The 15,227-nt window shown below is 54.9% G+C and carries 8 protein-coding genes and 1 pseudogene; 4 read left to right on the plus strand and 5 right to left on the minus strand.

All coding sequences use genetic code 11. The features are described from left to right. Positions 1-13 precede the first annotated feature (13 nt). Genes ACSFXJ_RS03030 through ACSFXJ_RS03045 form a run of 4 tightly spaced genes read left to right on the plus strand, consistent with a single transcriptional unit; the run spans position 14 to position 7,037 of the window. Positions 14-892, plus strand: a complete 879-nt coding sequence (locus ACSFXJ_RS03030) for a carbohydrate ABC transporter permease (protein WP_435923756.1) — start codon at positions 14-16, stop codon at positions 890-892. Between the two features lie 49 nt (positions 893-941). Beyond that, positions 942-2,723 carry a sensor histidine kinase gene (locus tag ACSFXJ_RS03035; RefSeq protein WP_435923757.1) on the plus strand — a complete coding sequence of 594 codons (1,782 nt, stop codon included), beginning with the start codon at positions 942-944 and terminating at the stop codon, positions 2,721-2,723. After that, on the plus strand, positions 2,720-4,324 hold the full coding sequence (locus ACSFXJ_RS03040) for a response regulator transcription factor (RefSeq protein ID WP_435923758.1): 1,605 nt from the start codon (positions 2,720-2,722) through the stop codon (positions 4,322-4,324). The genes ACSFXJ_RS03035 and ACSFXJ_RS03040 overlap by 4 nt, the downstream gene beginning before the upstream one ends. Positions 4,325-4,349: 25 nt before the next feature. Then, entirely contained in the window at positions 4,350-7,037 is a 2,688-nt protein-coding gene (locus tag ACSFXJ_RS03045; protein ID WP_435923759.1) for a beta-mannosidase, read from the plus strand. 292 nt (positions 7,038-7,329) lie between these two features. Here the strand turns inward: ACSFXJ_RS03045 and ACSFXJ_RS03050 are convergent. The 5 genes and pseudogenes from ACSFXJ_RS03050 to ACSFXJ_RS03070 all read right to left on the minus strand — a co-directional run bounded on the left by ACSFXJ_RS03050 (position 7,330) and on the right by ACSFXJ_RS03070 (position 15,116). Then, positions 7,330-8,660: pseudogene (locus tag ACSFXJ_RS03050) on the minus strand (IS3 family transposase). A 130-nt stretch (positions 8,661-8,790) separates the two neighbouring features. Beyond that, positions 8,791-9,822, minus strand: coding sequence for a ribonucleotide-diphosphate reductase subunit beta (locus ACSFXJ_RS03055; RefSeq protein ID WP_435923760.1), 1,032 nt, complete (start codon positions 9,820-9,822; stop codon positions 8,791-8,793). 276 nt (positions 9,823-10,098) lie between these two features. Beyond that, positions 10,099-12,432 carry a ribonucleoside-diphosphate reductase subunit alpha gene (locus tag ACSFXJ_RS03060; protein ID WP_435923761.1) on the minus strand — a complete coding sequence of 778 codons (2,334 nt, stop codon included), beginning with the start codon at positions 12,430-12,432 and terminating at the stop codon, positions 10,099-10,101. A 195-nt stretch (positions 12,433-12,627) separates the two neighbouring features. Then, the gene (gene nrdG / locus ACSFXJ_RS03065) at positions 12,628-13,149 is read right to left on the minus strand and encodes an anaerobic ribonucleoside-triphosphate reductase activating protein (RefSeq protein WP_435923762.1); all 522 of its coding nucleotides are present in this window, start codon (positions 13,147-13,149) and stop codon (positions 12,628-12,630) included. After that, entirely contained in the window at positions 13,146-15,116 is a 1,971-nt protein-coding gene (locus ACSFXJ_RS03070) for an anaerobic ribonucleoside triphosphate reductase (RefSeq protein WP_435925665.1), read from the minus strand. Before ACSFXJ_RS03070 ends, nrdG begins: the two co-directional genes overlap by 4 nt. Positions 15,117-15,227: the final 111 nt, after the last annotated feature.

A 15,227-nucleotide genomic window follows, 5' to 3' on the forward strand; every position in this document is an offset into this window, starting at 1 on the left:
GGGACATCCGCAAATGAATACTCAAACAGTAACGATCCGGCGCCCGATCCGCAGCGGCCCCCCCGCGGGGCTCCGCAAAGCCGTGAAATCCATCTTTTGGACGCTCCTTGGAATCTATGGTATTTTAACGTTATATCCGTTCTTATGGCTGCTCATCAGCGCGTTTAAGACAAATACGGACTTTTATAACCGGCCGTTCGGGCTGCCCGAGGTGTGGCAGGGAGATAATTTCATCCGCGCCTGGGACAGCTCCAGGATGGGAACCGCGTTCGGCAATTCGCTGATCGTTTCGGTCGGATCGCTGGTGCTGACGTTGTTCCTGTCGGCGCTCTGCTCATTTATATTGGCCAGGTTTCAGTTCCGCTGGAAAGGGTGGGTATCGGTGTTTTTTGTCATCGGCATGCTCATTCCGATCCACAGCACGCTGGTTCCGCTGTTCATTTTAATGAAGCAGATGTCGCTGCTGAACACGTACTGGGCGCTGGTGCTGCCTTACACGGCATTTGCGCTTCCCACGGCGATCTTCGTGCTTACCGCTTACCTGACGGGCGTTCCTCGCGAACTCGAGGAGGCGTCCTTTATCGACGGAACCGGTTTATGGGGGCTGTTTTTCCGTATTATGCTCCCGATTTCCTTGCCGGCGCTATCGACGGTGACGATTTTGAGTTTTTTGCATGCCTGGAACGACTTTTCGTTTGCCCTTGTATTCATTAGTAGAACGGAATTAAAAACGCTGCCCCTGGCCATCGCCAATTTCGCCGACGGGTATCAGACGGATTACGGTTTGACGCTGGCGGCGATGACGATGTCCGTCGTTCCGACGATCGTGCTGTATCTTCTGTTTCAGGAACAGATGATGAAAGGGATGACGGCGGGGGCGGTCAAAGGATAGAGCGGTTGGCGGCGGGGCAGGATTCTCGGACAGAGGGGAGGACTTCACTTTGCGGAAATGGCTGGCTTCTTCGCTGCAGCGGAAGCTGTCGGTCGTCATTGCGGGATCGGTGATCGTGCCGCTGCTGGCGCTCGGGCTGTTTGCGTTTTTGATCTCCTCCAAAGTCACGGAAGAGAAAACCAAGCTGACCGGAAGCGATATGCTGGAGCAGATCGAAGCGAACCTCCGGTTTATGCTCGGTGATGCGGAAACGTTATCCGTGTTTCTGATCGGGGAGCGGGATATTCAGGCCTATTTGACGGGAAAAGAGGACAACGAGACCGCTCGGGCCGCCATCGTCGGAAGAATGACGAACTTGGCCGCTTCGAAGTCCTATATCGCCAACATCGCCATATATCCGGATAGGTTCGGCCCCGCGCTATCCACCGCGGCCTGGGCGGACGAAGGTATTCCCGACCCGGCGGAAATGGCGGCCGGAGGCGGAAAAACCTGGTCCGGCGTCTACCGGGTCCGGAATTATGACGGCGAGCAGAACGTGATCACGCTCGTCCGCCCGATCCGCAGCGTGTACAATTTTCAGCATTTGGGCTGGCTGGCGATCAGCCTGGACGAGGAGGAGTTGTCCCGGAACTGGAGGCATCCCGATTTCGGGCAGAATACGGGTACGGTACAGTTGATCGGTTCGCAGGGGCTGATTCTGTCCTCCCCGGACAAAACCCGGCTCGGCCTCCCGTTGGAACAATTCTCTCCGGGGCTCCTGCCGCTCGTTCCGGACAAAAATTTCGGAAGCGCTATCTACGGAAAAGGGGAAGAGAAGGTGACCGTGCTTTACCGCCGGGAACCGATGACGAACTGGCTGCTGGTCGGCACGGTCCCTTACGAGCAGTACCGGGCCGAAAACCGGTACATTCTGGCTCTCACCGCCGCGGCGGTCGGCGTGGCGGCGCTGCTGAGCGCGGCGCTCGTCTGGTTCACGGTCCGCCGGATCACCCGTCCGCTCGGCGTGCTGACCCGCCATTTGTCCCGCATCGATCCCGATCGCCCGCTGCCGCGTTTTCCCGTCGGCCGGGAAGACGAGATCGGCAGGCTCGGGCAAAGCTATAACCTGCTGGGCGCGCATATCGAAAGGCTTAAGCGGGAGGTGATCCGCGGCGAGGCCCGCAAAAAGGAAGCGGATCTGCGGGCTTTGCAGGCGCAGATGAACCCGCACTTTTTGTACAATACGCTGTCCTCGATCCACTGGATCGCCCTCATGTCCGGTGAAAAACGGATTGCGGATATGGTCGAGGGACTGAGCGATTTTTTGCGGATCAGCCTGAACCGGGGCAAGGAATATTGTCCGGTGAGGCAGGAACTGGATCATATCCGCAACTATGTCCGTGTCCAGTCGATTCGTTTTCCCGAGGAGTTTTCGGTCGATTATATCGTGGACCCGGGCCTGCTGGACAAAATGATGCTTAAGCTGCTGCTGCAGCCGCTCGTCGAGAATGCCTTGATCCACGGCATCCAGAAGAAAGGAAGCCCCGGCACGATCACGCTCCTTCTGCAGCCGCAGCAGGAGCGCATGACGGTCACCGTGCTGGATGACGGAGCCGGAATGGGTCCGGGGAGGCTCGAGGAAGTCCGTACGCTGCTGGAGGAACAGCAGGAGCCGGCGGTGCAAGAGAAGGAGGTTTTGGCATCCGCAGGCAGCGGATACGGTCTTCGAAATGTCAATGAACGGTTGCTTCTCCATTACGGCCCCGATTCCCGGTTGGAAGTGGACAGCAGGGAAGGGGCGGGAACGCGAATCTCCTTTTCAATTCCGCTTAGGGAGGAATCGGCATCATGAAGCTCTTGATCGTGGACGACGAACCGATTATTCGTACGGGGCTGGCCAGCGTCATCTCCTGGAAGGAGCTCGGGATTATGCTGTTGACCCCGGCGGCTTCCGCGGAGGAGGCTTTGGAACGGCTTCCCGTCGAGAAGCCGCAAATCCTGTTGACCGACATCCGTATGAAAGGAAAAACGGGTCTGCAGCTCGCCGAGGAAGCCTGCGCCATGCTGCCGGGCCTTGAGGTCATCATTCTGTCGGGCTACGGTGATTTTGTCTACGCCCAACAGGCGCTCCGCCAAGGCGTCGGCGATTACTTGCTGAAGACGAGCAAGCCGGAGGAAATCATGAAGGCGGTCATGCAGGCAAAATGCAGGCTGCTGGAGCGCTGGGAAGAAGAATCCCGGGCCGAACGGCTTTGGAAGGAAGGGGAACGTAGACAGTTTCTTCAATGGATCATTGAAGGAGATGTTGCGGACGGATCGGAGGTCCCTCCGTTTTTGCTTGCCGGAAAGGGATCCGGGAGAGCCGGCGATGAAGTATGGCAGGTTGTCGTAGCGGGCGCTGACGGATGGGGGGATTCCGGTTCCACGCCGTCCCTGCTGCTGTTTGCCGTGCAAAATATGCTGGAGGATCTTTTGCCGGGGGCATCGTTTCTGGTACAGCGGGAGCGCCTGATTTGCGTATTTCGGTTGGAACGTGACCGGGAACGGCGGCTCGGGAGGCTCGGCAGTGCGGCGGACTGGGTGGAGCGCCAACTGAAATGCAGGCTGCGCATGAGTGCCGGGGAACCGGCGACCTCTCCCGAACGGCTTCATCACGGCTATTCCACCGCGATGGCGGCGTTTCGTTACCATGCCTTGGTCCCGGCCCGAATATTGGATTATAGCGGGATTGCGGGGCGGAGGGGGGGCAGGACGGTGCTGACCCAGGACGAGGAAACGCTGCTCGGCTCGCTGCTATTGGACCGGGATGCCGTAGGCTTACGGGCATGGACGGGACGCTTGATCGACGAGCTGATCTGCGACCCGGAGTGCACGGTGGAATCGTACATGGCCTGTATACATTCGGCCGTTCTCGCCGCCCACCGCTGGCTGGCCCGGACGCTGCGCGTCATCGGCCGGGAGGATGGATACTGGATTGAGCCGTGGAATGCGGACGAGAATGAGGCGGCCGGATTGAGGGAGGAGCTGTTCCGTCATCTCCACGATACGATGACTATGTACCACAGCCGGTTAGGTGAGGGAAGGCAATCCCACGTGGAACGCGCAAAAGCGTTCATCGAATCTTGCCCGGCCCAGGAGCTTAGCCTACAGCAGGTTGCCGGACATGTGCATCTTCACCCCGGCCATTTGAGCGAGCTGTTCAAGAAAGAGACGGGCAGCACGTTCGGCGATTTCGTGACCGGGTTCCGGATGCGGAAGGCGATGCAGCTACTGACCGTTACTCCGGCGAAGGTCAGTGAAGTCGCTCTGATGGTAGGATACGAGGACGTAAAGTATTTCAGCCGGCTGTTCAAAAAACATACGGGCAAAACGCCGAGCGAGTACCGGGAAGGAGCTTTTTCCGGCAACGGCTGCGATATGACCGGGGCCGGAATGGAACCGGGAGCGAGTTGACGAGGCGACGGAAGGGGAATGGGAAATGGAGCTTGCAGGACCATGGAAACTACAGCATTTTGAGCCGGGGGAGAAGCCTCCGCTGGAGCTCGCCGCTCCCGGTCTGGACGACCGGTTCTGGATTGCGGTATCCGTTCCGGGTGACGTGCATTCCGCATTGATTGAAAGGCGGATCATCGATCATCCGTATGCAGGGCATAACGATGCCAAATCCCGGTGGATTGAACGCAAGGAATGGTGGTACCGGACGGGCTTCACGCTAGAGACGCCGCCCGATGAGGCAGGGGGCGAACGGCTGGAGCTCATCTTCGAAGGGCTCGATACGTTTGCATCCGTCTATGTTAATGGGCATGAGGTCGGGGCGGCCGGGAATATGCTGATGTCGCACACATTCGATATTACGCGGATCGTCCGGCCAGGGTGGAATTCGCTGGCCGTGAAGTTCGATCCGCTGTATTTGCACAACCGGGACAAGGAATTTCTCGAATGGTCCTCCTATACGGAAGAAAGACCGTGGCTGCGCAAAGCCGCCATGAACTTCGGCTGGGACTGGGGCCCTCGGATGGTGACGGTCGGCATCTGGGGCAAAGTTCGGCTGGAGCGGCGGAGCCTGGCGAAGCTGGAAGGTGTGTATGCTTTTACGATAACGGCAAATTCGGAGCGGGCGGCCTTGTCGGTGCAATCCGAGGTCACCGCTTATAGATCCGATTTACCGGTGGAATTGGAGATCAGGTTGTTGGATGCCGGGGGGCAGGCGGCTGCTAGCGCGAGCGCCGCAGTGCCGGCCGCCTCGCTTGAATCCCGCAAAAAGGTTTACGGTCCGGGAAGCCGGGGGCGGCGGATAACGGCCGATGCGGAGCTGGTTGTGGAAGCTCCACGGTTGTGGTGGACCCATGATCTTGGCGAGCCGTATTTGTACACCTTGGAAGTGGTGTTGCGAGCGGCCGGCTATGAGTTGGACCGATATGAGCAGCCGTTCGGCATCCGTACCCTTGATCTGGCGCTGGAGGATCCGGAAGGAAACCGTTCCTTCGCTTTTGTCCTGAACGGAGTACGATTGTACGCTAAAGGAGCGAACTGGATTCCGGCCGATCATCTGATCGGTGCTATCCCGGATTCGAGATACAAGGAACTGATCGAGCTCTCCGTGGAAGGCCGCATGAACATGCTGCGCGTATGGGCAGGCGGCATTTACGAAAAAGACGTTTTTTACGACGAATGCGATCGGCAGGGCGTGCTCGTATGGCAGGATTTTGCGTTTGCCAATGCGCTTTTTCCGGACTTCAACCGGGACTTTATGGACAATGTGCGACGGGAGGTTGAAGACAATGTCCGGCGGCTGCGGAACCGGGCTTCCCTGGCGCTTTGGTGCGGAAACAACGAAATCGACTGGTTGTACGACATGAAGTCATCCGGCGGGGATATCAAGGGCGCTTTTTTCGGGGAAAGCATTTATCACGAGCTGATTCCCGAGGTGCTGGAGGAGCTTGACCCCGCCCGGCCGTACTGGCCGTCCTCGCCATACGGGGCCAACGACGGTTATGATGCGAACGACCCTCATACCGGGGATCGGCATAATTGGCAGGTATGGCACGGCTCGGTTTATCCGCGAATGCAGGGGGAACCTCCACAGCTGGACTACAGCATGAAGGGCGTTTCGTTCAAAAACTTCAAGCAGGACTTTGCGTTGTTCAGCAGCGAGTTCGGAATGCATGCCTCGGCGAACCGCTACACCCTTGAGAAGTATATCCCGGAAGGGGAGTTCTATTGGGGCAGCCCCGAGATGGCGAACCGCAACAAGGATACGAATCACCAAAAAGGGATTCTGCTGATGGAGAGCTACACGGGCATTCCGCGGAACATCGAGGAGTACATGAATTTTTCGATGCTGACGCAGGCCGAAGGGCTGAAATACGGGATCGAGCATTTCCGGCGGAACCGGCACCGCAACAGCGGAGCGCTCGTCTGGCAGTTGAACGACAGCTGGCCGGGGACGAGCTGGTCGATGATCGATTACGAGCTGCTGCCGAAAGCTTCGTATTATTATGCCAAAACGTTCTTCCATCCGCTGCTGTTGTCCCTGGAGCATGAGCCGGGGGAGGACCTGAACGTTTGGGTCGTCAATGACAGCCTGGAAACGCTGACAGGGGAAGTCAAGCTAAAGGTATGCAAGCTGGAGGCCAAGACGGAGGCGGGCGCCGGAGCTAGCGGGAAGCCAGGGGCTGGAGAAGGCATGGCGGCCCCTGGTACGGATTCGACGCAGGCGTTCGGCGGAAAAGACGGGGAGACGTGGATTGTTGCTTCCTTCCGCGTGAACGTTGCGCCACTGTCCGCGGTCCGCGTCGGCTCGCTGAGCGAAGCGGAGGCACTGAATGGCGCGGCGGCGGAAGACGTGATGGTGGAGCTGTCCGCCGAAGGCTTTGCCGCTCCATCGAACCGCTACTACCTGCGCGACCCGAAGGATGTCCGCCTGCCGTCCGCCGTCCTGGAAGCGGAGACGGATGAGGAGGCGGGCCGCGTGACCGTCAGAGCGGCGGGAACGGGAGCCGCCCGCTTCGTCAAGCTGGAGCTGCCGCTCGGTCGGGTCCGTTACAGCGACAACTACTTTGACCTGCTCCCGGGCGAGAGCCGGACCGTTGACGTTACCCACCCGGACGGCGTGGTGCTTCCTTGGTCGGGTCTCCGCGTGAGCGCAATGAACGAGCAAAAGTGAATTAAGCGACGGGATAGAGGACGATGTTGGCACAAAACGTAACGGTTGCCAGAGCCACTATTTAGGCGAAAATCCGTTAATTGCACGTTTAACGGTTGTCAGGGGCGTTATTCGGTACGCAACGCTGTCAATTATCGTCATTCGCACCTAATAAGCTCAACTACGACCGTTAAAATCCGAATGGGCGGAAAACGCGACAAATAACGGCTCCTGAGAACGTTAGCCATGCAAATGAAAAAGAGACCTTGCCGATTAAAATGTACCCTTTGTAAAGGACATTTTAAAAAAAGGCTTAGGCTACCTGAAAAAGATGATTCCTGTACTGTACAGGAGTCATCTTTTTCAGGTTCCATTGATATCTAGTATGGTTATAGTGGCGGATATACCTATCAATTTCTTGTTGAAGCTCTCCAAACGTTTTACATGATTTTATATCCACTTCGTCTTTAAGATGGCCAAAGAATGATTCGATAGGGGCGTTATCCCAGCAGTTTCCCTTCCTGGACATGGATTGGTACAATCCGAGTTTCTTAACCTGTTTCTGAAAATCTGGATGTGTGTAATGGGTACCCTGATCAGAATGAATGAAGGCCCCTTTAGCTTTCTTAAAGGTTCTGTTCTTCTTCAATTTAGTGAGGGTATCTGTGGCCAGATTCATGATGATTCGGCTAGACATGTGATGTGCTAAAACTTCACCTGTAGAACCATCTTTAATGACGGACAAATAAGCTCTTTGTCCACCGTGATAGTTCAGATAAGTGATATCCGTTAGAAGGACCTTGCCAGGCATCCCCTGTTTAAATTGGCGGTTTAGGAAGTTAGGAACCACTCGGTGTTCTTGAGTGGCTTTCATCATTCTCCGGTACGGATTTGCCTTCCTAATAGGGCAGACGATATCGTATTTTTTCATGATTCTACGGATCTTCTTCAAGTTGAAGACACACTGAAATTGACCTGCCAATGTCATTTTAATTTGGCGTGCCCCTTTCTTTCTGCCTTTGAAGTTAAAGGCCTTTAGAATCATTTCTTTCGTTTCTTCATCCTTTTTATCCTTGCGTCTCCTTTGTTCAATAGATTTGGCTGAGAAATAATTATAGTAACCACTTCTTGAAACTCCGGCAACTTCACAAAGGAATTTCACCATATGGATAAGGTTATATTTTTCAATGACCTCATGAATGAGAATATATTTTTGACTGACGGGCAGCTTTACTTCTTTAGCCCCCTTCCCAACAAACGAATCTTTTTTAAGAGTTCGTTTTCTGCCTGCACAAGCTTCATCTGTGCTTCCAATCTGGCATACTTCTCTTCAATAGATAATTCTTTAATCCGTGGCCTGCCAGAACTACCCTTTCTGGTATCTTTAAGGCCCAACACTCCTTCGGTTTTATAAGCAGCTTTCCAACGATCTGAAGCTGATTTAACTCTCTTCATGCCAATAACGTCAATATTAAATCCTGCTTCTTCAAAGATTTCTCTTGGAAGCTTCCCTTCACTATATTCAGTAACAAAGTGTTGTTTAAATTCATCAGTGTATGTGATGCCCTTTGAACTGACTGTTTTAACATATCGGTTCTTAGATAGTGTTGTGATATCTTTCTCTGTAAATAATTTTTTACTCATAATTCTCCGTCTCCACGTATTTCTCTATGTTATTCTTTAAATTATACAAAAAACACCCTATAGAAAGAGCACTTTTTTTAAGTGTCTATTCTATAGGGTACATTTTAGATTGGCAAGGCCTCTTTATTTTTTACAAATCGTCAAATCCGTTATCGTCGCCCACTTTGCCGTAGTTGCGGGACTTGGCTTCAAAGAAGTCGGTCTTGGTTGCATTGAGCGCTTCGTCGGAGAAAGGTTTGATCCAAGGCATGCAGTTGACGTCGACGCCTTCATAGCCTTTTTCCATACCCATCAAAGTCAGGCGCTTGTTAGCGATGTATTTGATGTAGTCGGACAGCTCGTTCAGGTCGATGCCGCGGACTTCCTTCAGCGTATAATGAGCCCAGTTCGTCTCGAGCTCCACGGCCCGGTCGATCGTCCGGTACACATAGTCGATGTTCTCCTTGGTGTTCAGCTCCGGATAGTCGGCCAGCAGCTGTTTGAACACTTCTGCGAAGAAGTAGCAGTGCTGGTTCTCGTCACGCTGAATGTAGGAGATCATTTGGCTCGTGCCCATCATCTTTTGGTCGCGGGCCAGGTTGTAGAAGAAGGCGAAGGTGCTGTAGAAGAAAATGCCTTCCAGAATGAGATCCGCGACGAGCGCTTCGAAAAACGTTTGCGGCGTCTGTTCGTTGCGGAAGTTTTGATAAATTTCGGAAATGAACTTGTTGCGGTCCAGCAGCACCGGATCGTGCTTCCAGTATTCGAAAATCTCCTTCTGCTCTTGCTCCGACACGATGGAGGACAGCACGTAGGAATACGATTGATTGTGCACGACCTCCTGCTGCCCGATAATCGCCGAAATCGCCTCAAGGGAGGAGTCGGTAAAATACCGCTTCACGTCGCCGACGAACATCGTCTGCATCGAATCGAGCACCGCGAGCAGCGAAATGTTGATTTTGAACGTGCGTTGTTCCTCCGGATCCAGCTGGGCAAACTGCTGCGCGTCCTTGTTCATCGGAATTTCGTCCGCGATCCAGTGGTTCAGCAGCAGCACCTTGTAAAGTTTGTACATATGCGGCATGCGGATATCGTTCCAGTTGAGAATCCCCGAGCATTCGCCCCCGATGATCCGGGTGGATTTGTTCGGCGCCTCCGTGTTAAAGATCGTTTGCAGATGCATTTTGTTCATCTCCTTGATTTAGTCACGTAATGGCTGGCGTATTGCTGCTCTTTGCTTGTCATTACGATAAAGGACATTTATTGTCTTATTTCGAGTTTTTTAAAGTTTCTAAAAAATAGCGGTAATTCAGGGCGTTATAGCCGGCAAAAAAGAGATATATGAGCGAAATAAGCCGCTTTTGGTGCGAATAAGGCCTAAATTTACCGCTAATATGCCCTCGCCTTGCGATCCCCCATTGTTCCGTTAGCTTCAGAGCCGCAGCAGGGTTCCCCCGCCTTACGACGCGCAGGATTCGCACTCTTCGATCGTCAGCGCGCGGCTGCGCACGTAGTAAGTCGACTTCATGCCGGCTTTCCAAGCGTGAAGATGCAGCGCCAGGAATTCGCTTGCCTTGATGTCCGGGCGCACGTAGAAGTTGAAGCTTTGTCCTTGGTCCACGTGGCGCTGGCGGGCGGCGGCCATGTCGATGGACCAGTGCTGGTCGATCAAGAACGCCGTCTTGTAGTACCAGATCGTTTTTTCGGACAGATCCGGTGCCGGATTGGCGATCTTGTACGTCGTCTTCTCTTCATAGGAGAGAAGCTCGTAAAGCGGGTCGATGCTGGCCGTGGAACCGGCGATGATCGACGTCGAGCCGTTCGGTGCGATCGCAAACATCCAGGCGTTGCGCACGCCGTTTTCACGGACCTGAGCCGCAAGCTCGCGCCACTGCTCCGTCGTCACGAATTTGCCTTCGCGGGAGCCGTCCGTATATCCGCGGTATTCGAAGTATTTGCCGTTTTCCCAATCGGAACCGGCGAACTTCGGATAGCGGCCTTTTTCAATGGCTAGCTCCATGCTCGATTTGACCAGCAGGTAGTTGATTTTTTCGTACAGCGCGTCATTATAGGCAACCGCTTCGTCGGACTCCCAGCGGATGCCTTCAAGCGCGAGCAAATGGTGCAGGCCGAACGTGCCGAGACCGATCGCACGGTACTGGCTGTTCGTGTATTGCGCCTGCAATACTTCGATATTGTTGATGTCGATGACGTTGTCCAGCATCCGCGTTTGGATCGGCACCAACCGGTCCAGCACGCCTGCCGGAACGGCACGAGCCAAGTGGATCGAGTTCAGGTTGCAGACCACGAAATCGCCCGGGATTTTCGAGATGATGATGCGCGTTTGGCCGTCTTTCGTCACGAGCTCTTCTTTTTCCACCACGGTCGGCGTCTGGTTCTGCATAATTTCCGTACACAGGTTGGACGAGTAAATCATGCCGTGCGCCCGGTTCGGGTTGGCGCGGTTGACGGTGTCGCGATAGAACATGTACGGCGTCCCGGTTTCGAGCTGCGACTTCATGATCCGTTTCATAATGTCGATCGCCGGCATCGTGATCCGAGGCAGGGTCGGATGGTTGACCGCCTCTTCGTATTTTTCGCGGAACGAGCCTTTGCCGAATTCCTCGTCGTAGAAATCCTCCAGGCCGAGCGGACGGCCGTTTTCGTCTTTCCAGCCCATCGTTTTCTTCACTTCATGCGGACAGAACAGGTTCCATTCGCCGCGTTCCTCGACCTTCTCCATAAACAGATCGGGCAGGCAGACGCCGTGGAATACGTCGTGAGCGCGCATGCGCTCGTCGCCGTTGTTCAGCTTGAGATCCAGGAAAGCGAGAATATCTTTATGAAAAACGTCCAGGTACACGGCGATCGCGCCTTTGCGCGTGCCGAGCTGGTCGACGCTGACGGCGGTGTTGTTCAGCTGGCGGATCCATGGGATAACGCCGGAGCTGGTGTTTTTATGGCCGCGGATATCGGAGCCGCGCGCGCGTACCTTGCCAAGGTAGACGCCGATGCCGCCGCCCATTTTGCTGAGCCGGGCCACATCGGTATTGGAATCGAAAATGCCTTCCAGCGAGTCGTCGACCGTGTCGATAAAGCAGCTGGAGAGCTGGCCGGCGACTTTTTTGCCCGCATTGGACATCGTCGGCGTCGCGGCGGTCATATAAATGTTGCTCATCGCCCAGTAGGCTTCTTTGACGAGCTCCAGACGGGTTTCCTCCGGCTCGCGGTGCATGAGGTACATGGCGATGACCATGTAGCGCTCCTGCGGAAGTTCCATCGTCCGGCCTTCAAAATCGGTAGCCAGGTAGCGCTCGGCCAATGTGAGCAGACCGATATAATCGAACAGCAGATCGCGCGAAGGATCGATGGTCCGGCCGAGCTCATCGATTTGCTCTTTGGTGTAGCATGTAAGCAGCTCTTCGCGGTATACGCCGATTTTGCACAGTTCGGTGATCAAATGATGGAACGAGCCGTACGGTTCCTCCGGGTATGCCTTGTAACGGCGGTTGACGGCCGCTTTTTTATAAAGGGAGGTCAGCAGGGCGCGGGCCGCGGCAAACTTCCAGTCCGGCTCCTCTTTCGTAACCAGTTCAAGCGCGGACATCGTAAATGCGCTGCTGATTTCCTCTCCGGTCACTTCGTCGCGTCTCAGCTTGGCGTTTACGCCGCGAAGGAGACGCTCTTTGTCCAGTGTATGTAATCCGTCGAGGATACGATCGGCATAAACGCCGAGACGTTCGCTGTCGAACGCGAGCTGACGGTTGTTGGGCTTCGTTACGAGTGATGGCATAATGGTAGTTCCTCGCTTTCTTGATCTACAAAATTTTAAAGTCTATAATCTTTAATTCTCAAATTGAGAATAAAGATGAAAAAAAAGGACGTCCGCCGATTTGCAGGCAGGCGAATAGGGGACGCCGATAAGTCGAATTCTATGCTGTCTATTAAAATCATCACAGATCATTAATTATACTAGAATCTTGATGAGCTAGAAAGAGAAAGTTGGCTCCCATAAAACGGGAGCACTTTCGGCAAGGCTGCGTTCGATGTCGATGAGCCGCTGGTTGGAGCTGCCCCTGTAAAGCAGGGAAGGATCCCGAAGCTCCAGGACGAAGCGCCCGTCGACGAGCACCTGGCAGCGCGCCAGGAGGCGGAATTCGGGGGAATCCCGATGCCCGGTCAATTCCTCGAAGGTATAACCGCTGTATATCCAGACGGGGACGTCCCGGCCCGCTTCATCGCGCAGGCGGTCGATAAATTGCCCGACCTCCTCCGCCGAGAAGAAAGGGTCCCCGCCCAGGATGCTGACCCCGCTGAGCAGCGGGTTGTTAACGATGTCTTGAATAATCCCGTGCTCCCGCTCGGGGGTCAGCGGCTCCCCGTAATTGAAGTTCCATGTGGCCGCGCTGAAGCAGCCTTTACAATAATGCCGGCAGCCGCTGACGAAAAGGGCGGCCCGCAGGCCCTCGCCCTCATTGATCGATTCGGGGTAATATCCGCAGATGTTCATGCGTCATGCTTCACCCGGTCGCGGACCTCCGCTTGTTTTGCCGCATTGAAGCGGGTCTGGTAATCGCCCGTCAAATAGCCGGTCACGCGCCGTAGACGGCGGATATGCACGTCGTTCTCATGACTGCCGCACGAAGGACAATTCGCTCCGATGATGCCTTCGAACCCGCAGGCCGAGCAGCGGTCTATCGGGTGGTTGATGCTAAAATAGCTGACCTGCTGGGAAAGGGCATATTGAATGATGTTCAGGAAAGCCGCCGGATTGCTGCGGGCGTTCCCGTTCAATTCGATATACGAAATGGCCCCCGCATTGCAAATTCCATGAAACGGAGCTTCAAGCTGTATTTTTTTCGCGGCGCTCAATTTGTAGTAAACCGGCACGTGAAAAGAGTTCGTGTAATATTCCCGGTCAACGACGCCCGGAACCTTGCCGTAAACATCCGCGTCGCGTTTGGTGAATTTGCCGGACAGCCCCTCCGCCGGCGTGGCGAACAGCGTAATGTTCAGATTGTGATTTTCGCTCTGTTTGTCGCAGTAGTCGCGCATGTGGGCGATCAAGTCGTACGCTTTTTTATAAACTTGCTCATCCTCGCCATGGTGCTTGCCGTACAGCGCCTTCATGCATTCCGCGAGTCCGATGAAGCCGATCGACAGCGTTCCGTGCTTGAGCAGCTCGCCGACGGATTCGTCCGGGGCGAGCTTTTCGCCGCCTTCCCAGACGCCTTCGCGCATCATGAAGTCCGAAGCTTTGGCTTTTTGCGAAGCCTGGATTTGATAGCGGTGCAGCAAGCCTTCCAGCGCGATGTCCATATAGCGGTCCAACTCCCGGTAGAAACCCGCTTCATCGGCTTCCCGCCGGTGTCCCAAGGCGATCCCGTGCTCCAGCCCGAGCTTGACCAGGTTCAGCGTATTAAAGGAAAGGTTGCCTTTCCCGGACAAATGGTTGCGTCCGAACCGGTCGGCGACGACCCGGGTGCGGCAGCCCATCGTGGCGAATTCCGTATCCGGATCGGCCGGATCGTAATACATCAGGTTTAGCGGCGCATCCAGATTCGCAAAATTCGGATACAGGCGCTTCGCGGAGCATTCCGCCGCCTTCACGAACAGATGATAGTTAGGCTCGCCCGGATTTTGGTTAACGCCTTGCTTGCATTTGAAAATCTGAATCGGAAAAATCGGCGTTTCCCCGCTGCCGAGGCCTTGCATCGTTGCCGTCAGGAGCGAACGGATCACGAGCTGGCCTTCCGGCGAAGTGCAGGTGCCGTAGTTGATGCTCGTGAACGGGATTTGACCGCCCGCGCGGCTCGACATCGTGTTCAGATTGTGGATCAGGCTTTCCGCGGCTTGCAGCGTTTCGCTCTCGGTTTCTTTTAACGCATATGTAAAAGCTTTTGGATATTCGGCTTGAAGATCGTTGCGGCTCATGTTGATTTCTTCATCAGCGAACAGCGTACCGTCCGCCTCTTCAAAATACTCCAGCCCTTTGAGAAAATATTTGGCAAACGACTTGGCCACGTAAGGGGCGAGGTCGAAATCCAGCTTGTTGGCCGATACGCCGCCGTATTGCGAGTTTTGCTGGGATTGGAAAATAATCGCGACCAGAGCCATCGCCGTCATGATCGACTTCGGCGGCCGGACGCTGCCGTTGCCGGTGTTGAAGCCTTCGCGAAGCAGCTTATCAAACGGGATGAAAATGCAGTTGGTCGTACCGATGGCATACTGGTCCAGATCGTGCACGTAAACGACATTGTCTTTGATCGCCTGTACGAGCCGAGGCGGCATGACGAAGTGGTTTGCGTACCACTTGGCGTACTCGCTACCGAATTTGCTCATTTTGCCGGAGAAGCTTTCCCCGTTCAGGTTGGCGTTTTCGCGCAGGACCTCCAGGTTCGAACTGGCCACGATTTCCTCGCCGAGGCGGATCACTTCCCTAAGGATGGAGTCTGTATTTGTTTCCGTTGCAGGCATCCTCCCCTGGGTTTGGTCCGTGCTCTTCTCCATACTCGTCTCCGTTTCGTTTTCCGTCCATTCATCGATTCGATTCAACAGCGTCATTGCATGTTTTCCTCCCCGAACACT

It is taken from the genome of Paenibacillus salivarius (genome assembly GCF_051307165.1).
Classification (GTDB): Bacteria; Bacillota; Bacilli; order Paenibacillales; family Paenibacillaceae; genus Fontibacillus.